Raw genomic sequence first — 23,455 nt, 5'->3', positions numbered from 1 at the left:
CAAAACCGCAGAACAATAGCCTCATGTCTGTCTTTTCCCACTGACCACTCACCACTCACCTCTCACGCGCCGCGCCTTTTGCGGCATGCTGTACTCCGATGAATCTCACCGTGTTGGGCAGTACCGGAAGCATAGGCACGCAGACGCTGGACGTGGCGCGGGAGCGCGGCTGGACGGTGGGCGTCTTGGCCGCCGGGCGCAATCTGGAATTGTTGGCCCAGCAGGTGGCCGAGTGGCAGCCCGCTGTGGTCAGCGTGGACAACAGCGTGTATGCACAGGCTCTGGCCCGCTTTTCCGTCCAGTTCCCTGATATTAAAATCATAGCCGACCCTACCGAAGCCGCCACGCTTCCCGCAAATGTGGTGGTGAATGCCATGAGCGGCCTTCCCGGATTGGCCCCCACACGGGCGGCGCTGGAAGCGGGGCGAGCGGTGGCACTGGCGACCAAAGAGGCGATGGTTACAGCGGCAGACCTGATCTGGGCCGCAGCGGCGCGTGGCGGCGGGCGCGTGGTACCCATCGACTCCGAGCATACGGGCGTGTATCAGTGCCTGACCGGAGAGGCCCTCAGTGACGTGGCCGAGGTGATCCTGACGGCCAGCGGCGGCCCCTTCCGAGACGGCCCCGATGACCTGAGCGGCGTGACGCCCCAGCAGGCGCTGAAGCACCCTTCCTGGAGCATGGGTCAGAAAATCACCATCGATTCGGCCACCCTGATGAACAAGGGCCTGGAAGTCATGGAATGCGCCAGCCTATACGGACTCCCGCTGAGTCAGGTGGGCGTGGTGGTGCATCCCCAGAGCCTGATGCACGCGGCGGTGAGGTTTCGCGACGGCAGCCTGAAGGCGCAATTTGGCCCCGCCGATATGCGCCTGGCGATTGCCTACGCCATAGACGCGGCCCCGGACGGCATGACCCGCCCCGGCGACGTTCGGGCAGCGCGGCGCGGCACAGAGGTGGGAGGGCATCTGGGCTGGCCCCTGCGCGGGACGTGGGAATTTCGGGAGCCGGATCACGCCCGTTTTCCCTGTCTGGGGTTGGCTTACCGGGCAGGCGAGGCAGGCGGCCTACTTCCCGCAGCCCTGAACGCCGCCGATGAAGTGGCCGTCCCCGCATTTCTGGCCGGGCAAATCGGCTTTACTGACATTCCGCGCCTGATCGAGCGTGTGCTGGACGAAACACCCGCCGGAGTGCTGACGTGGGACACGCTGGAGCAGGCGCAGACGTGGGCCACCGCACGGGCGCACGAGCTGGTCAAGGGAGGACTGAACCGATGAGCTTTATTCAAGGCATTGCCGCCGCCCTCACGCCGCTAGGCCTGATCTGGACCATTCTGATTATCGGTATCGCCACCTTTTTGCACGAGCTGGCGCACTACGCGCTGGCCCGTTGGCAGGGTGTGGCCGTCAAGTCGTTCAGCATCGGCATGGGGCCAGTGCTGGGGCGGCGGGCGTGGCGCGGGACCGAGTGGCGGCTCAGTCTGCTGCCCATCGGCGGTTACGTGGAGATTGACGGCATGGCCCCCACCGAAGAACCGGACGGCAGCTACCGCCAGCCCACACGCGGCTTTGCGGGGCTGCCTGCCTGGGGCAAGGTGGCCGTTCTGCTGGCTGGCCCCCTCATGAACCTGCTGGTGGCGATTGTACTGATGACCGTCACATTCACGTCGCAGGGTGTGCCCGCCCCAGACCGCGCCCGGATCGAAGCCGTGCTGCCCAACTCCCGCGCTCTGGCACTGGGCCTTCAGGCCGGAGACGTGATTACGGCTATCAACGGGCGGGATATTCCCGATTCGCAGACCGTGGACGGAAGCGTGGTGGCGGGTTGGGAAGGCGTACGGGCCACGCTGGGGCAAGATGGCCGCAAGACCCTGACGGTAGAACGGGCCGGAGCCGTGCGCGAGGTGGCCTTCGACTGGACAGCCCGCGTCAACGGCGTGGCCCAAAAATTGGGCATTCAGTACGGCCCGGATGTGCAGGCCGCCAGCTTACCTGTCGCCTTCGCTACCTCTATCCGCACCACCGGAGAGGCAGTGCCGCAGATTCTGCGGGCTTTCGGAAACCTGTTTGGCCGCTTTATCACGCTGGATCTGTCACGGGATGAAAACGTGAGTGGGCCAATTGGCACGGCAGAAATCGTGAGTCGCGCCGCCGCCCTGAGTCCCTGGGCTTTGGTGCAGGTCGCCATTTTGCTGAACCTGTCGCTGGCCTTCTTCAACCTGATTCCAATTCCGGGGCTGGACGGCGGGCGCATTCTGCTGGTACTGATCGGAGCCGTGCGCCGCCGCCCACTGACGCTGGCACAGGAACAGGCGATCAATGTGGCGGGCTTTGCCTTCGTGATGCTGCTGATGGTCTTCGTGGTGGTGCGAGACGTGAGCCGGTTTTTCTAGAAGCGGTCAGTGGTGAGTGGGTAGTGGTGAGTGGGCTGGATCAAAGCAGTCCAGAGTCAGAAGGTAAGAAGGGTAAATACCCCATTTCAGACACTGCTTCTGCCTTTTTCACTGACCACTGACCCTTCACCCCTCACCCTTTCCCTTACCATAAGGGCAATGACGGCCCCCGCTCCAGCCCACTCCGCACGGTTCAGCTCCACGCAGGTTGCTGTCGTTATTCCTGCCTTCAATGAGGCTGACACGGTGGCCGAAGTGGTGCGCGTGGCCCTGACCCTGACCCCCGAAGTGGTGGTGGTCTCGGACGGCAGCGGCGACGCGACGGCGGCAGTGGCGCGGGAGGCGGGGGCGCGGGTGCTGGATCTGGCCCAGAATGTGGGCAAAGGCCCGGCCCTCAAAGCGGCGCTGGAACTGACAGGGGCCGAATTCGTGGTGATGCTGGACGCCGATCTGGTGGGCCTGACCCGCGAGCATCTGGATCTGTTGCTGCAACCTGTGATCAGCGGCTCGCTGGACATGACCATCGGCGTCTTTGAGGGCGGCGGCTTCGTGAGTGATTGGGGCAACAAGCTGACGCCCCATCTGAGCGGTCAGCGGGCCTGCCGCCGGGCCTGGCTGCTGGCCGTGCCCCGGCTGGGCGAGGAACGCTGGCCCGAACCGCCCATCACCGACGCCCTGAAAACCACTGGCGCACACTGGGACTACGTGGAACTGCCGAACGTGGCGCAGGTGGTCAAGGAAAAAAAGCGCGGTTTCTGGAAGGGTGCGCAGGCCCGAACCAAGATGTACGCCGACCTCCTGACCTACCGGGTGAGGAAGAAGCGCGACGGCCCCTGAATTCTCCATGAATTTTCTGCCTTCCTACAATGGGGGCAGCCCCACAGTCTAAGGGTCTTCAATGGTTGGGACGCGTACAATAGCGCGATGCGTTTTCTGTTGGTTGTGCTTGTCCTGGTCTTGGGGTTGGTTTATTTCTTCTTTGGGCTGCGCCTCGGCTACGTCACCCTGACACCCACGCGAATGGTAAATGCCCAGGGAGAAAACAACTATGTCTTCGATGTTTTTGAACCCGGCCAATCGGTGGGCGTGAGCGGCACATGCAGCACCTCAAGTGGCCGCGCCGTGCTGCGCCTCTTTGATCCCAGAGGCACGCAGATCGCCGGACAGGCCTGTCCCAAAGGCCAGTGGGCGCTTCAGGTGTTGGGGAAGGGCGATAGTGGCAAATACCGACTGAACGTGGAGTTCGATCATTTTACAGGCGTCATCGACCTCAAAGAAAGCCGCAACAGCGCCCGCTAAAATGTCGATCGCAGCCCTCGCGCTGACGGATACGGATTCCACTTCGTTCCGCCACAACCCCGAAACACCGCTTGCAGCGCCATAACGCGGAGTCCCTATTCTTTCCCACTCGCTTTGCTCTGCTTCGCACTCGCAGAGCTGCTCCGCAGAGCTTTGCAAGTCGGATTGAAAGCCCATATAGAGGACTTTCGATCGGAATCCATAGAACAGGGGGTTTCCGGGAGACAGCTTGCTTTGAGGGCCAGGAATGCGCTGACCCAGAGCGGAATGGCCCAGAAATGATGAAGTATCAGAATTTCGACACGAAAACCGCTGGCTCGGGGTTCACTCACACCCCGGAGTCAGCGGCACGTGCATAGACAGGATCTCCAGCAGGTAGGGTTTCTAGCGAACCCAACGCCCCAAGAGGGTCAGCAGGCGGGCGGGGGTCACGTTGCGGTATTCCTGACCATCTACACGCACCAAGGGCGCGTCGGCAGGGTCTACCCCAGCGCCGCACTGCTTGAGGGCCAGCTCCACATTGCCGTTGGCGCTGACCATGCCGGGGCTGATGCGTAGCGTGTCCCACACGGCATCAAGGAGGGCTTCACGCTGGTCTATGCTGATGTGCTCTGTACAAAGTTCGAGGCGAATGACGGGCAAGAGCAGGTCTCCTTCGGGCTGCGGGGCACTTGACCGATAAGGTAAAGCGTCCGCACAGGGCGGCAATCATGCTAGCCCAAGCCGGGGCAAAACGCGAAAACTGGGGGGGCGACAGGGGTATTTCAGAACATGGAACGAGAATCGTGAGATTGGCCGCGCCTCATGTAGGCAAGCAGCGATACTCTAGACTCTGAACCAGCAGTCCACTTCTCCCTCACCACCCTCAAGACCAGCTTTTGAACGTCTTCTGCCCGCGCGTCTCTGCACTTGTCCTGCATTTGTTTTGCGCCGAGCATTGCGCCCACAGCGCCGAGTAGGTACCAGACCGGGGGTAGCCCATGAACAGATACGATGACCGCGCCCGACTTGTATTCCATTACGCCCGCGAGGAAGGCAACCGCCTGGGACACGCCATGGTCGGCCCCGAACACCTGCTGCTTGGCCTGATGCGTGAGGGCGGAACCGCCGCAACCATCCTGACCGAGTTCAGCGCCAGCCTGGATGGCCTGCGCCGCCGGGTCGAGGAAATTATTGGCCGGGGCGAGGGCAACCGCCTGAACGACGCCCCCAGCATCACGCCCCGCGCCCGCCGGGTCATGGAGCTTGCCAGCGCCGAAGCCCGCAGCCTCGGCGCACAGGTGACCAGCACCGAGCATATTTTGCTGGGCATCATCCGCGAGGGCGACGGCGTGGCCTTCCGCATCTTGCAGGAACTGACCAAAGACGTGGATACCATCCGCTGGCGGGTACTGGCGCAGGGCGAGGCAGGCAGCGGCAAGGCAGCCAAACCTGTTGCCACGCCCTTTCTGGACGAATACGGGCGCGACCTGACCAAGCAGGCCCGCGAAGGCAAACTCGACCCCGTGATTGGCCGCAGCGAGGAAATTCGCCGCGTGACCCAGATCCTGACCCGCCGCACCAAAAACAACCCGGTCTTGATCGGTGATCCGGGCGTGGGCAAAACCGCGATTGTGGAAGGCTTGGCGCTCGCTATTCACGAGAAGCGCACTCCGCCCAACCTGCACGGCGTCCGGTTGGTCAGCCTTGACCTGAGCGGCGTGGTGGCAGGCACCAAATACCGGGGCGAGTTTGAAGAACGGCTCCGGCAGATCATCGAAGAACTTCGCAACGCCAAGGTCATGGCCTTTATCGATGAGCTGCATACCCTGGTGGGCGCGGGCGGCGCAGAAGGCACCCTCGACGCCGCCAACATCCTGAAGCCCGCCCTGAGCCGGGGCGAAATTCAGGTCATCGGCGCGACCACCACGGGCGAATACCACCGCTACATCGAAAAAGATGCCGCGCTGGAACGCCGTTTCCAACCCGTGATCGTGCTGGAACCCAGCCCCGCCGAGACGCTACAGATCTTACGGGGCCTCCGCAGCCGCTACGAGGAACATCACGGCGTGCAGATTCCCGATGCCGCGCTGGAACTGGCGGTACGCATCGGTGAACGCAGCCTGCCGGGGCGCAACTTTCCCGACAAGGCCATCGACCTGATCGATGAAGCCGCCAGCCGGGTGCGCCTGAATATGAGCGTGGGCATCCCTGTTTCGGAAACCGAAGACGGTGAGCCGATGGTGGCCCGCGACGACATCGAAAGCGTGATCAACTCGATGGGCGGCATCTATACCGAAGAATCGGCAGCACAACTCAGCGATCTGGAAGGCCAGTTGACCGACCAGGTATACGGCCAGCCCGACGCCATCCGTGCCCTGAGTTCGGCCCTGCGCCGCGCCCGCGTGGGTCTGGGTGGACGTGCCCGCGTGGCCGCCAGCTTCCTGTTCGTCGGCCCCAGCGGGGTGGGCAAAACGCACCTTGCCAAGGCTCTGGCCCGCACCCTGTTCGGCTCTGAACGCGCCCTGATCCGGGTAGACATGAGCGAGTTTCAGGAAGGCCATTCCATCTCCAAACTGATCGGTTCACCTCCGGGTTACGTGGGCTTCGAGCAGGGTGGCCGCCTCACCGAAGCCGTGCGCCGACAACCGTTCAGCGTGATCCTGCTGGACGAGATCGAAAAGGCCCACCCGGACGTGTACAACACCTTCCTTCAGGTGCTGGACGATGGCCGCCTGACCGATGGACTGGGCCGCACCGTGGATTTCCGCCGCACCATTCTGATCATGACCAGCAACACGGGCTTCAACGTGAATCCCACGGCAGGCTTCAGCCCGATTACGCCCGACAACAATGCGCCGCTGCGCCAGATTTTCACGCCCGAGTTTCTGGATCGCCTTGACGAAGTGATCCGTTTCCGCCCCCTCGGAGAAGAAGAACTGGTGCGCGTGGCCCAGCAGTTGATGGGCGAAATGCGTGAAGAACTGGCGAGCCGTGAACTGACCGTGACCTTTGACCCGGCCATTGCCGCGTGGCTGGTGACAAAGCTCAAGGCCCGCAGCCCCAAACACGCGGTGGGCAGCAGCCGCCAACTGCGAACGTTGGTGCGCGAGGAAATCGAAGACCCACTGGCAATGGAACTGATCGGCAGCACGGGCGAAGAATTGCGCGTGGTGCTGGGCACAGACGGCCTGCAATTTGAGCGCGGAACGACTGCGCCGCCGCAGATTCTGGCTTAAAGGCAACTCAGTTGGGCGCGGGGCCACTTCAGTCAGTGGCCCCGCGCTGTTGTCCCCCAGCCAGATATTCCCACTTCTTGCCCAGTCTTCCCGGCCCTCATGCAATAGGATGGAGGTTATGACGAAAAGTATCGCCGCATTTCAGGACGAACGAGGACGCATCACCGGCTGGCCCTCGGATCGCCGCCGCGCCCACCAGCTGGCTATTCTGGACTACTTCACGGGCCTGTTTGAACCCGGCGTGTCGTACAGCGCCGAGCAGGTGAACAAGATTCTGGGCGACCACAGCACCGCCGAAGACCTGAACGTGTTTCTGACCGAACTGGTGGAAGGCGACTACCTCGCCACCCGTGACGGGCTGTACTGGCGTGCCGATGCCCGCCCCGGCGCACTGACCCCGAGTGAATAAGCGCCCAGTCCATAAAATTGGGGGAAGCTGCCGTGGCTAAAGTCAGCACGCGCTACGTGTGCAACTCCTGCGGCTATTCCTCGCCCAAATCGCTGGGACGCTGCCCCAACTGTCAGGCATGGAATTCTTTTGAGGAAGAAGTGCCCAGTGTGGTGGGCGGCAAGGCCAGAGCGGGCGGGGCAGGCGGCTACGGCGGCGTCAGCGGAGGCAAACTGACGGCGCTGAGTACCGTGGGGCGCCGCGAGGAACCCCGCACCTCATCGGGCATTGCCGAGCTTGACCGCGTGCTGGGCGGCGGTCTGGTGGCAGGCGGCGTGACCCTGATGGGCGGCGAACCGGGCATCGGCAAAAGTACCCTGCTGTTGCAGGTGGCCGACAGCCTCAGCCGCAGCGGGCGCAGCGTGCTGTATGTGGCGGGCGAGGAATCGCTGGAGCAGATCAGACTCCGGGCAGACCGCCTCGGCGTGACCGGCGATATTCAACTGACCCGCGACACCCGCGCCGAACACATTGCGGCCCTGATGAACGAGCACAAGCCCGCGCTGTGCATCGTGGATTCTATTCAGACCGTGACGGTAGAAGGCGAGGGCGCTCCGGGCGGCGTGGCACAGGTGCGCGACGGCACTTCTATGTTGACCCGCGCCGCCAAGGAAACCGGAACCGCCACCGTGCTGGTGGGTCACGTCACCAAAGACGGCACGGTGGCTGGCCCCAAGGTCATGGAACATATCGTGGATACCACGGTGTTTCTGGAAACGGTGGGCGCGTTTCGGCTGCTCAGAAGCGTGAAAAACCGCTTCGGGCAGGCTGGAGAACTGGGCGTGTTCGAGATGCGCGGTGAGGGCTTAATCGCCGTGGACAACCCCAGCGCCGCATTTCTGGCCGAGCGGCCCGTGGGCGTGCCGGGGTCGGTGGTGGCCGCCACCATAGACGGTCAGCGCCCCATGCTGCTGGAAGTGCAAGCTCTGGCTTCCAAAACCCCCTACCCCAACGCCCGCCGCGTGGTGGTGGGCCTTGATGCCCGCCGCGTGGACGTGGTTCTGGCCGTGCTGGAACGCCGCCTTGACCTCACGTTGGGCGGGCTGGATATTTACGTGAACCTCGCGGGCGGCCTGAAAGTCACCGATCCGGGCCTTGATCTGGCCGTGGCGTTGGCCGTGTATTCGGCAGTGGTGGGCCGCGCCCTGCCGGGAAATGTGGCTGTATTCGGGGAAGTGGGCTTGGCGGGCGAGGTTCGCAGCACGCAGGGTTCAATTCGCCGCGCCGAGGAAGCCGGACGCGCAGGCTACACGCAGCTTGTGATTCCGCCGGGGCTGGATGGGCGCGTGGGCGTGAAAAGTGTGGAGGAAGCGGTGAAGGCTGTCTGGAGCGGAGGTCAAAAGTAGGCTTCTTTTAGGCTTTTAACTGCTATTGTATTGACATGTCTAGTGCAGCAGAGCCTTTGTTGTATCAGGATTCAGAGGTGCAAATCAGTCGTACTAGATTTGTATTCAAAAATAAGACTGTCTTAATCAGAGATTTGACTGCCGCCACCACAATCAAGCATAAACCATCGCCAAGTGATTGGATTTTTCTCGCAGTAGGTTGTATTTACATTTTAGCTATGGATGCAACTACCATAAAAATGCTAGGCATCATACTTATCTCCTACTTTGTTTGGTCTGTAGCGAAACCAATCTACTCTATTGTGGTTGATTTCGATTCGTTGACTAGATCTATATTTGCAAGCCGAGACAGAAAACGCGTTTCCCAAATTGTCGAAACGGTACAAAAAGCCATCAGCCAAAACAATTGAATAAAGAAGCCGCCGCCCAAGCATCAGGCGGCGGCTTCTTTATCCTTCTCCCCTATTCTAGTTCAAAACTCCTGTTTCAAACTTGAAGCGTCCATCTCTGAAATCCACGTTCAGCACGCTGCCGTCGGGCAGGCTGCCTTGCAGGATTTCGCGGGCCAGCGGCGTTTCTATTTCGCGGGAGATGGCGCGTTTCAGCGGGCGTGCGCCGTAGGCCGGATCGTAGCCGAGGCGGGCCAACTGATCCTTGGCGCTGGGGCTGAGATGCATCGTCACGCGGCGTTCTGCGAGGCGGCCCACCAGACCACGCAACTGAATATCCACGATCTTATGCAGGTCGGCGGCGGTGAGGGCATCGAACACGATGATGTCGTCCACACGGTTCAGGAATTCGGGGCGGAACTGGCTTTGCAATTCGCCCAGCACGGCGTCGCGGATGGCGTCGGCGTCTTCGCCTCTGGCCTGCGCTTCCAGAATCAGGGGGCTGCCCACATTGCTGGTCAGGATAATCAGGGTGTTGCGAAAATCCACGGTGCGGCCCTGTCCATCGGTCAGGCGGCCATCGTCCAACACCTGCAGCAGCACGTTGAAGACGTCTGGGTGGGCCTTCTCGATCTCATCGAACAGCAGCACGGCGTAGGGGCGGCGGCGCACGGCCTCGGTCAGTTGGCCGCCTTCCTCGTAGCCCACATAGCCGGGAGGCGCTCCGATCAGGCGAGCCACCGTGTGCTTCTCCATGTATTCGGACATGTCCAGCCGCACCATCGCGTCGTTGGAATCGAAGAGGAATTCCGCGAGGGCGCGGGCCAGTTCGGTCTTGCCCACCCCAGTGGGGCCGAGGAACATGAACGATCCCAGCGGGCGATTCGGGTCGTTCAGGCCAGCGCGTGCGCGGCGAATAGTGTCGGCCACGCTGACGATGGCGCGGTCCTGCCCGATCACGCGGTTGTGAAGCTGCTCTTCGAGGCGCAACAGCTTTTCGCGCTCGCCCTCTACCAGTTTGCTGACCGGAATGCCCGTCCAGCGGCTGACCACAGCGGCGATATCTTCTTCGGTCACTTCCATGTGGGCAAATTCCGCGCCCTTGAGCCTGCGCTCCAGCTCCTGCACCTCGCGCTCTAGCTGGGGCAGTTTGCCGTATTCCAGCTCGGCGGCCTGCTGCAAGTTGTACTCGCGCCGCGCCTTCTCGATGTCGGTTCGCACCTGATCCAGCGCCTCGCGTTTCTCGCGCAATACGGCCACTTCCTGCCGCTCGCCTTCCCAGCGGGCCTGAACGTCGCCCAGTTCGTCGGTCAGGGTTCGCAGGCTGCTTTCTATATCCAGCAGGCGGTTCTGAGAATCCTGATCCTTCTCGCGTTTCAGGGCCTCGCGCTCGATTTCCAGTTGCAGTTTGCGGCGCTGCAACTGGTCGATGCGTTCGGGGCTGCTTTCCAGAGCCATTCTGAGGCGGGCGGCAGATTCGTCGATCAGGTCGATGGCCTTGTCGGGCAACTGCCGATCCGTGATGTAGCGGTGGCTGAGTTGCGCGGCGGCCACCAGCGCGGGGTCGGTAATTTCGACGTTGTGGTGTACCTGATAGCGCTCTTTGATACCGCGCAGAATGGAAATGGTGTCTCCTACGCTGGGTTCGGCCACAAACACGGGTTGGAAGCGGCGTTCCAGCGCCGGGTCTTTTTCGATGTCGCGGTATTCGCCCAGCGTGGTCGCGCCGATCAGGTGCAGTTCGCCGCGTGCCAAGGCGGGCTTCAGCATGTTGCCCGCGTCGGGGCTGCCCTCGGTTTTGCCCGCCCCCACGATGGTATGAATCTCGTCCACAAACAGGATGACTTCGCCCGCCGAGGCGATCACTTCATCGATGACGCCCTTGAGCCGTTCCTCAAACTCGCCCCGAAACTTGGCCCCGGCCAGCAGGCTCCCCATTTCCAGCGACACGATGCGCTTGTTCCGCAGGCCCTCGGGCACGTCGCCCTTCACGATGCGGATGGCGAGGCCCTCGGCAATGGCGGTTTTGCCCACGCCCGGTTCCCCGATCAGCACCGGGTTGTTTTTGGTGCGGCGCAGGAGAATCTGCATGGCGCGGCGAATTTCTTCATCGCGGCCAATCACGGGATCGAATTTGCCGTCACGGGCACGCTGGGTCAGGTCGGTGCCGTACTTCTCCAGGGCATCGAATTGCTGTTCACTGGTTTTGTTGGTCACGGTTTTTCCTTTGCGCTGCTGCTGCACGGCGGTTTTCAGGTCGGCTACTTTCGGCAGCACCGAGATTTTGGATTCTCCGCGCAGGGCCAGCAGCAGGGCGTCGGCGGCAATAAAACTGTCGCCCAGCGCCGTGGCTTCGGCTTCGGCGGCCCGGAAAGCGCGGTCAAGGGCGGGGTCGAGATAGAGGCTGTCGTTCGCTGCCTGCACGCGGGGCAACTTGGCAATTTCGGCGTCCAGTGCGGTGCGAATGGCCTTCAGGTCGCCGCCTGCCAGCGTCAGGGCGCGGGAAGCGGTGTCGTTGTCGGTCAGGGTTCGCAGCACATGCGCGGGCGTGATGGTCTGGTGTTGGTTGTTCTGGGCCAACTGTTGTGCAGCAGCCACAGCCCCCGCGCTGGCCTCGGTAAAACGTTCAGGATTCAAAGTGATACCCCCAGAGAGTACGGTCTAGAGTGAGATCTATCTGGGTCTATTCTGGAACTTGAGTGTGGTTATGTCAAGTTTATTGATAGTTAAATTTGATTTGATGGTGTTACCGGCCCCCTCTCAGTGAACCGCCCACAATTTCCATCATGCCCTTGCCCGTTTCCGGCTGCCCGCGCCAGGTGCCGCTGACCTTCACTGGCCCTTCCCAGTAGGCGATGTTGGTGCTGCGGCTCAGCAGTTCCTGTTCGTCGTGTACGGCGTCCACAGTCAGGTCAAATTCGTCGGCCTTCACGCGCCAGGACAGGGTGTAGACCCGGCCCCCGCTGCCCGTCCAGGTGCGCCCCGGCTCCAGCGTCAGGTTGGTGGCTGCCCGCGCCACGCCCGCCTTATCCACGATGCTGCCGATCAGTTGCATCTGCTGGCCCTGCGGCGTCCGTATCCGGTAGGCCATCAATTCTTCGCCGCCCGCGAGTTGCACGGCCATCCAGTCCCACAGCGCCGCCTGTCCCGGAATTTGGTTACCCCACTGGTGATCCAACCACGCCTCGCCCTTCACGGTGCGGCCGTTGATCTGGCCTTCCAGCGCCAGTCGCGTGATGCCCTGATAGTACAGATACCCGGTTTCGGGCGAACCGCTGTAGCCGGGAGGATGAATGACCGGGCCTTTTTGCGGCGTGAGGCGGACGTTCAGTGGCCCCGCCTTCAGATCGAAGGCACTGCCATTTTGCTGAAAGGTCCAGCCGCCATTGGTCAATTTAAGGGGCGGAAAAGAGGCGCTACCACTGCCAATCGCCGGATTCTGTTCTATGAACGTCACCTTGCCTGTCTGAAGGTCAGTGACGGCCACATGCGAAATCATGATGGGCAGCGGCACATTCGGCGGCCTCACCTGAAATTGCGCCCAGTGAAAAGCCAATCCTTCTTCGGGCAAAGAGCCGCTGACATACCACCATTCCATCAGGGAATTGTGCGGCCCCAGATCGGTGGCAAGCGGCTGCACACGCGGGTCGAAGGTGGTCTGGGTAGGCGCACAGGCCGAGAGCATGATTGACACCGCCAGCAAGAGAGCTTTTTTCACAGTTCCAGCCTAGCGGGTCAGCACGGCGCTTGAGTACGTTTGCCTACGGAACTGGGCCAAAAACCAGAAAAGAAAAACCAGAAAAGAGGGCCGAAGCATCAGCTCCGGCCCTCTTCCCCTGTTGGTTGTAATGGCTCAAGGCGCATGGCCTCTAACCCAGAACCTGTTTAATCGTCACCCAGGTACGCTTTCCGCACGCTCTCATCCTGCGCGATATCGCTGGCTTTGCCGCTCAGCTTGATTTCGCCGGTTTGCATCACGTAGGCGCGGTGGGCCACTTCGAGGGCCATATTCGCGTTCTGCTCGACCAGCAAGATGGTCATGCCACGCTCGCGGTTCAGCTTCACGATGATGTCGAAGATGGCTTCCACGAACAGCGGCGAGAGACCCATGCTGGGTTCGTCCAGCAGCAGCAATTTGGGGTTGACCATCAGGGCGCGGGCAATTGCCAGCATCTGCTGTTCGCCGCCCGACATGGTGCCGCCCAACTGATGCTCACGCTCTTTGAGGCGCGGGAAGAAGCCGAAGCCTTCCTGAATTCGCTGCTCAATGAGCGCCTTGTCGGTCACGGTATAGCCGCCCACTTCGAGGTTTTCGCGGACCGTCAGGTCTTTGAAAATCCGGCGGCCTTCCGGCACATGGCTCATGCCGCGCCCCATGATGATGTGAGCAGGAATTCCGGCGGCGTTCTGGCCCTGATAGGTCAGCGTGCCGTGCTTGGGTTTCATCATGCCGCTGACGGTGCGGAGCGTGGTCGTTTTACCCGCCCCGTTCCCGCCGATCAATGCCACGATTTCGCCTTCGTTTACAGTCATGCTGATGCCCTTGAGGGCGTGGATATGACCGTAATAGGTGTGAACGTCGGTCAGGGCCAGCATTTCTGTGGTGGTGGGAGTTCTGTGCAGGGTAGCTTCAGGCATTGGGGGTGGCCTCCTTGCCGTATTCGCCTGCCGCCGCGCCGCGCCCGAGGTACGCTTCCATCACGCGGGGGTCGTTGCGGACCTGATGAGGCAGGCCTTCACTGATCTTGGAGCCGTAATCCAGCACCGTGATGTATTCACTGAGGGTCATCACGAGGCGCATGTCGTGTTCGATCAGGCACACTGTCACACCCAGATCGTCACGGATGCGGCGAATCAGGGCTTTCAGGTCTTCGGTTTCGCGGGGGTTCATGCCTGCGGCGGGTTCATCCAGCAGCACCAGTTTGGGCGTGGTTGCCAGAGCGCGGGCGATTTCCAGTTTGCGCTGATCGCCGTAGGGCAGGTTGGTCGCCAGTTCGTTGCGCCACTTGCTCAGGCCCACGAAATCCAGCATCACGCGGGCGGCTTCCCGCGCCTCAGATTCGGATTCATGGAACTTCTTGGTATGCAACACGGCATCCAGAAAGCTACTTTTCAGGCGAACGTGGCGGCCCACCATAATATTTTCTTCGCTGGACATCGTAGAAAACAGCCGGATGTTCTGGAAGGTCCGGGCAATGCCAGCTTCGACCACCTGATCGGGGCGCAAACCCACCATTTCACGTCCGGCAAGGCGGATGGTGCCCTTTGTGGGGGTATAGATGCCCGTGATCATGTTGAAGAAGGTGGTTTTGCCTGCCCCGTTCGGCCCGATCACACTGATGATCGAGCGGTCTGGGATATTCATGGTCACGTCGTTGACGGCAGTCAGACCGCCGAAAATCTTGGTGACGTTCTCCACTTCCAGAATATTGCTGCTGGAAGCGGGATTTCTTTTGGAGAGTGAGGCGGTCACTTGGCACCTCCTGAACGGTCATTTTCCTTGGTGGGAGCCTTGCCAGGGCTGTACACGTCGCCGGTTCCTGTACCCAGGGCGCCCGCATTGCCTTCGGCGCTGTCATCTTCCTGATTTTCATCGTGGTGGAGTTCCAGCACACGCCGCTTGTTGGGCAACAGGCCCTCTGGCCGCAGCAACATGATGGTCACCAGAATCACGCCGAACACGAGGCGTTGCAGCTGACCGGGGTTGACCTGCTGTGGAATCCAGGGAATGTTGGCGGTGGCCTCGCCCAGTCCGGGCAGAATCCGCAGGTTCAGCAGCGTGACCACCGTCGCGCCCAGAATCACGCCGGGGAACGATCCCATGCCGCCCAGAATGACCATGCTCAGCACGCCGATGCTCTGGAACAGGTTGAAGCTTTCGGGGCTGATGAAGGTCTGCTTGGCGGCAAAGATCATGCCCATGACGCCCGCAAAGCTGGCTCCGGTGGCAAAAGCGATCAGCTTGGTCTGCACCAATGGCACGCCCATCGCCTGCGCCGCCACTTCATCGTCGCGGATAGCAATCCAGGCACGCCCGATGCGGCTGCGGTCCAGGCGGACATTGACCAGCAAAATCACGCCCACGACCACCAAGACCAGCACGTACAGGAACAGCAGGTAATACTGATCCTCGCTGAATCCGAGGAAGCCTGCCAGAGAGTTGAACCACGGCACCGCCGCACTCTTGATGGGCGTGATGCCCTGCGAGCCTGCCGTATACAGGTCGAGGTTATTGGCAAGGACGCGGATCACTTCACCGAGACCCAGCGTGATGATCGCCAGATAGTCGCCCTTGAGCTTGAGCACAGGCAGACCGATCAGCACACCCACGATGGCGGCGGCCATGATGCTGAGCGCCAGGAACAACCAGAAAAAGTTGGAATCGATGCCGGTCGCCAATCCCGCAGCGTTGGAAGCGCCGAGGACGGCAATGGCCCGCACCGTGAGGATGATGCCCGCCAACAGGCCGAAGCTGGCGAGGCCAAAGGCCCAACTGCTGAGGCGGGTCGGAGCCGTTTTATCGCTCATGCGGCGCATATAGATCATGCTGGCCGCTGTAACCACCAGCAGGAACAGACCGATGGCGAGGGTGGCGGCATTGGTCGCGCCGGGGTTTTCGCCGTAATACTTCAGGATAGAAGACAGACGGGGGCTGGCGAAAATACCCCAGGTATACGCACCTACGGCGAAGAAGGCCACGTAACCCAAGTCCAGCAACCCGGCCAAACCCACCACGATGTTCAGGCCCAGGGCCAGCGCCGAGAAGATCATGATCTGAATGCTGAGATCGAGCAGGCTGGTGTCTTCGCGGCCTGCCATCGGCAAGACCAGCAGCAGACTCCCTATTCCGACCAGGGCTCTGGCCCAGGGCGCGGCCCGCCACAGATAGGCGAACAGCACATTCGCCAGGAACAACGACACCACGAGGGCTTCAAAAATGGGGTTACGTAACAGGCCACCCAGCGACCCATTCAACACTGCCTGGTTGTGCGACGACAGCAACAGAGCACTGGTGACGACAAAGAAGAGAATCAGCAAAATCGTGCGGTCAGGCGCAGGCTTGGCCCGGTTGGGCTGCGTGGGATTGATGGCGGTCATACCTTCTCCGTATTGCTCTTACCGAGAAGCCCGGTGGGTTTGAAGATCAGAATCAGCACCAGCACGACAAAGGCACCCATCTTGGAATATGAATCGTCGATGGTGGCAAGGTTTTTACTGCCCACCAGATCGCCCAACACCGACATCACGCTGACGAGTTTCTGGATCACACCGATGAGCAGGCCGCCCAATACCGCGCCGGGAATAGAGCCGATGCCGCCCAACACGGCTGCGGTAAAGGCCACCAGACCGGGTTCAAAGCCGCTGTAGGCATTCAGCGTACCCACTTTCATGCCGTACAGTACGCCGCTGATGCCGCCCAGCGCACCGCCGATCAGGAAGGTGGCGCTGATCATCAGGTTGGAATCGATGCCCATCAGGCCAGCAGTCACGCGGTCCTGGGCCACAGCACGAATGGCTTTGCCGAGGCGCGTGCGGTTAACCACGTAATTCAGCACGGTCAGGCTGAGCAATGCCACCACGATCAGGATGACATCCTTGACTTGCAGATCGACACCAATGGTTCTCAGGAAGTTGCCTACGCCGACACAACTGCTCTCAGCAGCACAAAACTTGACCCCGAAGGCATCAGGCAGGGTATAGGTGAGGTCGAAGCGCCCCTGAAAACCTTCGATAACGCGCAGTACGTCTTGCAAAATGAGCGAAACGCCAATGGCCGTAATCAACGGCACCAGTTTGGGCGCGTTGCGAAGCGGGCGGTAGGCCAAACGCTCGATCAACACGTTCAGGCCGCCGGAAATCAGCATGGCAGACACGAGAGCGATCAGGAGCTTCAGGTAGCCGTTCATGGGATTGGGGGCCAGGATACGGAAGACCTCGAAACCCACTACCGCGCCCGTGACGAATACTTCCGAGTGGGCAAAGTTGATGAGCTGCAAGACGCCGTACACCATGGTGTAACCCAGCGCAATGATGGCGTACACGAAGCCCAGCACGAGGCCACCGACGATCACGTTCACCAGAAATGGCAAGAGTGTGGCTAAGTCCAAGGGGATTCAACTCCTTTTATACATGGAAAGTCGGCCCACACGCAGGCCCGACACAGGAAAAACGGCAGCGGCTGCCTTACGGAGAACAGAAGAAGCGGAAAGCTCGAAATGAATGGTCTTCAAAAGCGTACCGCGCCTCAGAGCAAACGCGGATGGATGATCTTCGCGTATGTCCAGGAGTCAGGACGGAGCTTGTGTAGAAAAGGCCACAGTTGATCGGTACGGAGGCTGTTGCTGTATAAATGATCAGCTATTTTAAGAATAACCGACAAGAAACAACCCCCGTTAACCGGTCAGATAGTCATCAGACATACCCGACACGAGCTGAAGAGCGAGGTCGAACAGCGAAGCAGCCCTCTTCTGAAACCTTCTGTGGGCCTCTGCTCTAAAAGAGGGGGCCGAGCGCAAGGCCCGGCCCCCCGGTGGTGCAGGCGAGAAAACGACTGGAGAATTACTGCTTGACAGGCTTGACGGCCACCGTGGTGGACAGCTTGTACTGCTGGTCCATGATGCTCATGACGTAGATGGTGGCGGACTTGCGGTCACCGACGCTGTTGAAGCTGACGTTGCCCGACAACAGGCCCGTGAAGCTGCCCTTGCGGATGGCGGTTTCAACCTGGATGCGGGTAGGGGCTTTGTTGCCGTTGGCGCGTGCAGCAGCCAAAACGCCCTGAAGCACCACTTTGGCAGCGTCGTAACCGAACACGCCGAAGCCCTGTACCGGAGCGTTGAAGGTCTTCTGGTACAGCGCGGCGAGCGTCTTGGCGGCGGGCAGAGACTCGGGGGGAGCAGAGACGGTGGTGTAGAAAATGTTGGTCGCGCCCTTGCCAGCGATGGTGGCGATCTGGGTGCTGTCGAGGCCGTCGCCGCCGACGATGGGGGTGGCAACGCCGCTTTCACGCAGCTGCTTGACGAACACGCCCACCTGGTTGTAGATGCCGCCGAAGTAGATCACGTCGGGCTTTTGCAGCTTGATCTTGGCGATGATGCTGGAGAAATCGCTCTTCTCTTCAGTACCTTCGTTGGCGACCACGGTCACGCTCTTGGACTTCAGGGTCTTCTCGACTTCGGCGGCCAGACCTTCACCGTAGGCCGTCTTGTCGTTCAGGATGTAGACCTTTTTGCCCTTCAGGGTCGTGATGATGAAGTTGGCTCCGGCGGGACCCTGCGCGTCGTCGCGGGCCACGATGCGGTTCATGTTGCTCAGGCCACGGTCGGTCACGAGGTTGTTGGTGTTGGCGGGGCTGACCATTGCCACGTGGCTGGCGACCAGTGCGGCGCTGGAAGGAATGGCCACGCCGCTGTTCAGGGTGCCCACGACGGCCAGGATCTGACGGTCGGCGGCGATCTTACGCGCGGCGGCGGTGCCGGTGGCGGGGTCAGCCTGATCGTCGTAAGGGGTCAGGGAGAGGTCGAAGCCCAACTTCTTGAACTGGGCCTTGTACTCGTTGACGGCCAGCGTCGCGCCGTTGCGAATCTGCGTGCCAAGGTCGCTCTGACCGCCCGAAAGGGGCGACAGGGTGGCGATCTTGATGGTGGTCTGTGCGCTAGCGGTGCCGAGGGCAAGGGCGGTCAGTACGGTCAAGCTCAGGATCGTTTTCTTCATGCGTCCTCCAGGACTGGTACGTTGCAGACACGGGGCCTGATACGCGTTGCGTTGAGATACCCCAATTCTAGAGACGGCTTTAGGGGAAGTCAATGCATTGCTCACTTTTCACCCCTCGGCAATCCGCAACAAAACTCAGAAAACGGTCAGACAAGGCTCAAAATGTTGCCTAAATATGCAAGCTGGGCGCAATTAGATGCAAATGAGTGACAGGACAGACAGTCTGTTGGTCCCCCAAAACTCTGTATGGACTGCACGTGGGCTGTCAATTCCACAGCAAGTTGGCCCTCATCGGAGACAGGCCTGAGCCACAGTGCTGCGGAACGTCAATCTTCAGTCTCAGCTCTATGCATTGGCCTGCTCAGGGCCAGAACAGGCCGACCTCCGGGGATTCCCGTTTCTCTGAGAGAGCACCGAAATGCCGCCAGGGATCGTTATGAACGCCTGACCAGTAAGAAACCACTTCCCCCTTCTCCCCTATTTTTTGATCCGCGCCTTCCTGTGCGTGCCAAATTCGTCTCCGCCTCAGCGCGATTCCGTATCAGATCAGATCGAGATAACGGTTCAGCTCCCAGGGGTGAATGGTGGCGCTGTATTCGCGCCATTCGGCCCGCTTCGCCTCCACGAAATGATCCATCACATGCTCACCGAGTGCGCCTGCGATCACCTCGTCTTTTTCCAGTTCGTCCACGGCCTCCCGGAGATCGGTGGGCAGTTCGCGTACGCGGTGGTGACGCTTTTCGCGCACCGTCATCTTGTAAATGTTGCGGGCAATAGCGGGCGGCGGCTCCAGCTTTTCGGCAATGCCGTCTAGCCCCGCTGCCAACATGGCTGCCAGGGCCAGGTAGGGGTTGCAGCTCGGGTCGGGCATTCTCAGTTCTGCACGGGTGGAATTGCCGCGCTTGGTGGGCACCCGGATCAGGGCGCTGCGGTTGCTGGTACTCCAGGCGATATTCACGGGCGCTTCGTAACCGGGCACGAGGCGCTTGTAGCTGTTGACCAGCGGATTGGTGATGGCCGTCATGCCGCCCGCATGTTCCAGCAGGCCAGCAATAAACTGACGTGCGGTGTTGGACAGGCCGTGTTCGCCGTCTGGGTCGGCAAATGTATTCACACCGTCACGGAACAGGCTCAGGTGGCAATGCATGCCGCTGCCGTTGACACCGGGTAGCGGCTTGGGCAGAAAGCTGGCGAGCAGGCCATATTCCAGCGCCACCCGCTTGACCACGAATTTAAAGGTGGCGATCCGGTCTGCCGTTTCCAGGGCAGGTGCATAACGGAAATCTATTTCATGTTGGCCGGGCGCGACTTCGTGATGCGCGGCCTCGATTTCAAAGCCCATCTGTACCAGCTTGTTGGTGATTTCGCGGCGAATGCGCTCGCCCTTGTCTATCGGCGCGAGGTCGAAGTATCCGGCGCGGTCGTGGGTCACGGTGCTGCCCACGCCAGTGGCCGTGCGCTCGAACAGGAAAAACTCTGGTTCAGTCCCCACGAACATCTCGAAGCCGAGTGCCTGCGCCCGCTCCACCTGACGGCGCAGGACGCGGCGGGGATCGCCTTCAAAGGGCGTGCCGTCCGGCAGATGGACGTCGCAGATCAGGCGGGCGACCTTGCCACGCTCGCCCTCTTCCCTCGAAAACTGCGGATAGATCAGGAAGGTGCCCAGATCGGGCCGCAGCAACATGTCGGATTCTTCGATGCGCGTAAAGCCCTCCACGCTGCTGCCGTCAAAGGTCACGTCACCGCGCAAGGCTTTTTCAAACTGAGACTGAGGCACTTCCACATTTTTAGTGGCTCCCAGAATATCGGTGAACTGAAGTCGCAAAAATTTGACGCCCGCCGTCTCCATCTCGGCCAACAGAGCGGCATGGTCGGAGGGCAGGTGGACAGAAGGCAAATTGGAATCGGGCGTCATGGTGGCAAAACCTCCGGCGAAAGGACAGAAACAGAAAGAAAAGTGAAGTGAAGATGGGGGCGGCAGGGACCTGAGGCACTGACCGTAGCGGGCCGACCAGCCCAAATGCAAGCTGTGGAACCAGCCTGACCTCTGAAAGCCCTGTCATTCTGAGGCAGGCAGCCATACGGGAGCAGAGAAGTGAGGCAAGTTGAAGGATTCACGGCTTGTCTGCCCAGGATGAGACAAAAAACCGAAAAGAACAGACCAATCTGCATATTATCTGGCGCGATTGGCGGCATGTACAGCTCAGATGTGCAACTTGTACAGTCTCACGTTGACCACGTGTGAAGAGCGCTCTTATACTTGGCGGCAGTGTCAGGCGTTCATCAGATGGGCTGAGGCGTCTGCGGGTAGGAGAAGCAGGGATGCCTCCGGCACGCAGACGAGGACGAACGCAGAAGACCAATCCAGCGAGTACACGATCCACAGGGAGACTCCATGAACCACGACTACGACGTGATTTCCGCCGCCCGCAACTGGCGCACCGACGCCTCACAAGACGCCACCCCCCAGCAGATCGTGACCGAGGTGTTTGCCAGCGACGTGCTGACACTGGATCAACTCAAAGCCCGCCTGAGCAAGCCCGTGTACAAGAGCCTGCAGGCGACGCTGGAGCGCGGCGACAAGCTTGACCCCAGCATTGCCGACACCGTGGCACTCGCCATGAAAACCTGGGCGATGGAAAAAGGCGCAACCCACTACACCCACTGGTTCCAGCCCCTCACCGGATCGACCGCCGAGAAGCACGATTCGTTCGTGTCGCCCGCTGGAGACGGCCTTGCGATTGCCACCTTCAGCGGCACCGAACTGATTCAGGCCGAACCCGACGCCAGTTCCTTCCCCTCCGGGGGCCTCCGGGCCACCTTCGAGGCGCGTGGATACACCGCGTGGGACCCCAGCAGCCCCGCATTTCTCATGCGGCACGCCAACGGCGCGACCCTGTGCATTCCGACCGTGTTCGCCTCCTGGACCGGTGAGGCGCTGGACAACAAAACGCCGCTGCTGCGCTCGACCGAGGCACTGAACAAGGCCGTGACGCCCGCCCTGCACCTGTTCGGAGCCAGCGAAGGCACCCGCGTGGGCAGCAGCCTCGGCGCAGAGCAGGAATATTTCCTGATTGCCGAGGAGTACTTCTACAACCGCCCCGACCTCGTGATGACGGGCCGCACACTGTTCGGCGCAACGCCTCCGCGTGGGCAGGAGTTGGAAGACCACTACTTCGGGGCCATTCCCGACCGCGTGCTGAGCTTCATGACCGACGCCGAAACGCAGATGTACGCGCTGGGCATTCCCGTGAAAACGCGCCACAACGAGGTGGCTCCCGGCCAGTTCGAGATCGCACCGATCTACGAAAACAGTAATGTGGCCGCCGATCACCAGCAACTGATCATGCAGGTTCTGCGGAACACCGCCCGTAAATTCGGCCTCGTGTGCCTACTGCACGAAAAGCCCTTTGCAGGCGTAAACGGCAGCGGCAAACACTGTAACTGGAGCATGGCGACCGACAAGGGCGAGAATCTGCTGGAACCCGGCGCGACGCCCGACAAGAACCTGCAATTCCTGTTCTTCTGCTCGGCGGTCATCAAGGCCGTGGACGAGCACCAGGACCTGCTGCGAATCAGCGTGGCGAGTGCCAGCAACGACCACCGTTTGGGGGCCAACGAAGCGCCGCCCGCCATCATTTCCATTTTCCTGGGCAGCGAACTGACCGAAATCTTCGACCGTCTGGAAAGCGGTCAGGGCGGACGTGGCCCAGAAGCCGGACTGCTGGGCCTCGGCTCCAGCGTGCTGCCACCCCTGCCCCGCCACGCCGGAGACCGGAACCGCACCAGCCCCTTCGCCTTCACCGGCAACAAATTCGAGTTCCGCGCCGCAGGCAGCAGCCAGAGCATCTCTATGCCTATCACGGTGCTGAATACCATCGTGGCCGACGCCGTGAGTGCGCTGACCGCCGAACTGACGGCCAAACTGGACAGCGGATTGGCCCTCGACGCCGCTGTAGGCGAGATCGTGAAGGCCACCTACACCAAGCACAAGCGCATCGTGTTCAACGGCGACGGCTACAGCTCCGAGTGGCACGAGGAAGCCGAAAAAGTGCGCGGCCTGCTGAACCTGCGGACCAGCCTCGACGCCATCGAACATCTGACCGATGCCAAGAATGCTGACCTGTTCAGCAAGTACGGCGTACTGACCGACCGTGAACTGGCGGCCCGTCAGGAAATCATGTACGACATCTACTTCAAGACCGTGAACATCGAGGGCGAAACCACCGAGTACATCGCCCGCGCCATGATTCTTCCGGCCAGCGTGAAGTACCTCAAAGACCTGTACGGTGCAGGCAGCAGCAAGGCCGTGAAAGGCGTGATTGCCGAAGTAGAAGCCGCCGCCGACGAACTCTATGACGCCATCGGGTCGCTGTACACCCAGAATCAGGCGCTGGGCGGCGAAGAAGTGCATGAAAAGGCCCACCACATGCGCGACCATGTCTTGCCCGCCATGAGCGCCGTGCGCGTGGCCGCCGACAAACTGGAAAAGGTGGTGGCCGAGAAGCACTGGCCCCTGCCCACCTACCGTCAGATGCTGTTTGTGAAGTAAGGGAGACAACGTCTAACGGCTGAGAAAGCCACACATGAGGGGCCGGAACCATTGGTGTTCTGGCCTCTTCTTTGTATTGAATGGCCTGCGCGACCTC

18 protein-coding genes are annotated in these 23,455 nt (G+C 61.0%); 9 read left to right on the top strand and 9 right to left on the bottom strand.

Annotation, left to right across the window (positions count from 1 at the left end):
- The first annotated feature begins 98 nt into the window (after positions 1-98).
- From dxr to F561_RS0108105, 4 genes are all read left to right on the top strand, one after another.
- Positions 99-1,277 (top strand): 1-deoxy-D-xylulose-5-phosphate reductoisomerase, encoded by a 1,179-nt coding sequence (dxr, locus tag F561_RS0108120; protein ID WP_019009458.1) that lies wholly within the window; start codon positions 99-101, stop codon positions 1,275-1,277.
- Positions 1,274-2,392 carry a M50 family metallopeptidase gene (locus tag F561_RS0108115; RefSeq protein WP_019009457.1) on the top strand — a complete coding sequence of 373 codons (1,119 nt, stop codon included), beginning with the start codon at positions 1,274-1,276 and terminating at the stop codon, positions 2,390-2,392. The genes dxr and F561_RS0108115 overlap by 4 nt, the downstream gene beginning before the upstream one ends.
- Before the next feature lie 159 nt (positions 2,393-2,551).
- A complete protein-coding gene (locus F561_RS0108110; RefSeq protein ID WP_019009456.1) occupies positions 2,552-3,229 on the top strand; it encodes a glycosyltransferase family 2 protein in 678 nt (225 codons plus the stop codon).
- 87 nt (positions 3,230-3,316) lie between these two features.
- Positions 3,317-3,691, top strand: a complete 375-nt coding sequence (locus F561_RS0108105) for a hypothetical protein (protein WP_019009455.1) — start codon at positions 3,317-3,319, stop codon at positions 3,689-3,691.
- A 384-nt stretch (positions 3,692-4,075) separates the two neighbouring features.
- Here F561_RS0108105 and F561_RS0108100 read toward each other — a convergent pair whose 3' ends face one another.
- Complete coding sequence (locus tag F561_RS0108100; protein ID WP_019009454.1) at positions 4,076-4,333, bottom strand: NADH-quinone oxidoreductase subunit NuoE family protein; 258 nt, start codon at positions 4,331-4,333, stop codon at positions 4,076-4,078.
- 338 nt (positions 4,334-4,671) lie between these two features.
- On the opposite strand from F561_RS0108100, the gene F561_RS0108090 reads away from it, so the two are divergent.
- The 4 genes from F561_RS0108090 (at position 4,672) to F561_RS28745 (ending at position 9,113) form a co-directional block, all read left to right on the top strand.
- The gene (locus F561_RS0108090; protein ID WP_026298710.1) at positions 4,672-6,909 is read left to right on the top strand and encodes an ATP-dependent Clp protease ATP-binding subunit; all 2,238 of its coding nucleotides are present in this window, start codon (positions 4,672-4,674) and stop codon (positions 6,907-6,909) included.
- 118 nt (positions 6,910-7,027) lie between these two features.
- Positions 7,028-7,318, top strand: coding sequence for a DUF2087 domain-containing protein (locus tag F561_RS0108085; RefSeq protein WP_019009451.1), 291 nt, complete (start codon positions 7,028-7,030; stop codon positions 7,316-7,318).
- A 32-nt stretch (positions 7,319-7,350) separates the two neighbouring features.
- The gene (gene radA / locus F561_RS0108080) at positions 7,351-8,703 is read left to right on the top strand and encodes a DNA repair protein RadA (protein WP_026298709.1); all 1,353 of its coding nucleotides are present in this window, start codon (positions 7,351-7,353) and stop codon (positions 8,701-8,703) included.
- A gap of 35 nt (positions 8,704-8,738) precedes the next feature.
- Positions 8,739-9,113, top strand: a complete 375-nt coding sequence (locus F561_RS28745; protein WP_157451661.1) for a DUF6232 family protein — start codon at positions 8,739-8,741, stop codon at positions 9,111-9,113.
- A 57-nt stretch (positions 9,114-9,170) separates the two neighbouring features.
- On the opposite strand, the gene clpB is transcribed toward F561_RS28745, so the two are convergent.
- The 8 genes from clpB to glnA all read right to left on the bottom strand — a co-directional run bounded on the left by clpB (position 9,171) and on the right by glnA (position 20,721).
- Complete coding sequence (gene clpB / locus F561_RS0108075) at positions 9,171-11,729, bottom strand: ATP-dependent chaperone ClpB (RefSeq protein WP_019009449.1); 2,559 nt, start codon at positions 11,727-11,729, stop codon at positions 9,171-9,173.
- Between the two features lie 109 nt (positions 11,730-11,838).
- Positions 11,839-12,810 (bottom strand): lipocalin family protein, encoded by a 972-nt coding sequence (locus F561_RS0108070; protein ID WP_019009448.1) that lies wholly within the window; start codon positions 12,808-12,810, stop codon positions 11,839-11,841.
- A 167-nt stretch (positions 12,811-12,977) separates the two neighbouring features.
- The gene (locus F561_RS0108065) at positions 12,978-13,730 is read right to left on the bottom strand and encodes an ABC transporter ATP-binding protein (protein WP_019009447.1); all 753 of its coding nucleotides are present in this window, start codon (positions 13,728-13,730) and stop codon (positions 12,978-12,980) included.
- Positions 13,723-14,565 (bottom strand): ABC transporter ATP-binding protein, encoded by an 843-nt coding sequence (locus F561_RS0108060; RefSeq protein WP_019009446.1) that lies wholly within the window; start codon positions 14,563-14,565, stop codon positions 13,723-13,725. Before F561_RS0108060 ends, F561_RS0108065 begins: the two co-directional genes overlap by 8 nt.
- A complete protein-coding gene (locus F561_RS0108055) occupies positions 14,562-16,190 on the bottom strand; it encodes a branched-chain amino acid ABC transporter permease (protein WP_019009445.1) in 1,629 nt (542 codons plus the stop codon). Before F561_RS0108055 ends, F561_RS0108060 begins: the two co-directional genes overlap by 4 nt.
- The gene (locus F561_RS0108050) at positions 16,187-17,200 is read right to left on the bottom strand and encodes a branched-chain amino acid ABC transporter permease (RefSeq protein ID WP_026298707.1); all 1,014 of its coding nucleotides are present in this window, start codon (positions 17,198-17,200) and stop codon (positions 16,187-16,189) included. Before F561_RS0108050 ends, F561_RS0108055 begins: the two co-directional genes overlap by 4 nt.
- Before the next feature lie 451 nt (positions 17,201-17,651).
- Entirely contained in the window at positions 17,652-18,806 is a 1,155-nt protein-coding gene (locus tag F561_RS0108045) for a branched-chain amino acid ABC transporter substrate-binding protein (RefSeq protein WP_019009443.1), read from the bottom strand.
- A 541-nt stretch (positions 18,807-19,347) separates the two neighbouring features.
- Positions 19,348-20,721, bottom strand: a complete 1,374-nt coding sequence (gene glnA / locus F561_RS0108040) for a type I glutamate--ammonia ligase (protein WP_019009442.1) — start codon at positions 20,719-20,721, stop codon at positions 19,348-19,350.
- A 480-nt stretch (positions 20,722-21,201) separates the two neighbouring features.
- On the opposite strand from glnA, the gene F561_RS0108035 reads away from it, so the two are divergent.
- Positions 21,202-23,358, top strand: coding sequence for a glutamine synthetase III family protein (locus F561_RS0108035; RefSeq protein WP_019009441.1), 2,157 nt, complete (start codon positions 21,202-21,204; stop codon positions 23,356-23,358).
- The last annotated feature ends 97 nt before the right edge of the window (positions 23,359-23,455 follow it).

The sequence above is a fragment of the Deinococcus aquatilis DSM 23025 genome (genome assembly GCF_000378445.1).
Classification (GTDB): domain Bacteria; phylum Deinococcota; class Deinococci; order Deinococcales; family Deinococcaceae; genus Deinococcus; species Deinococcus aquatilis.
This window is presented reverse-complemented; position numbering and strand designations above follow the sequence as displayed.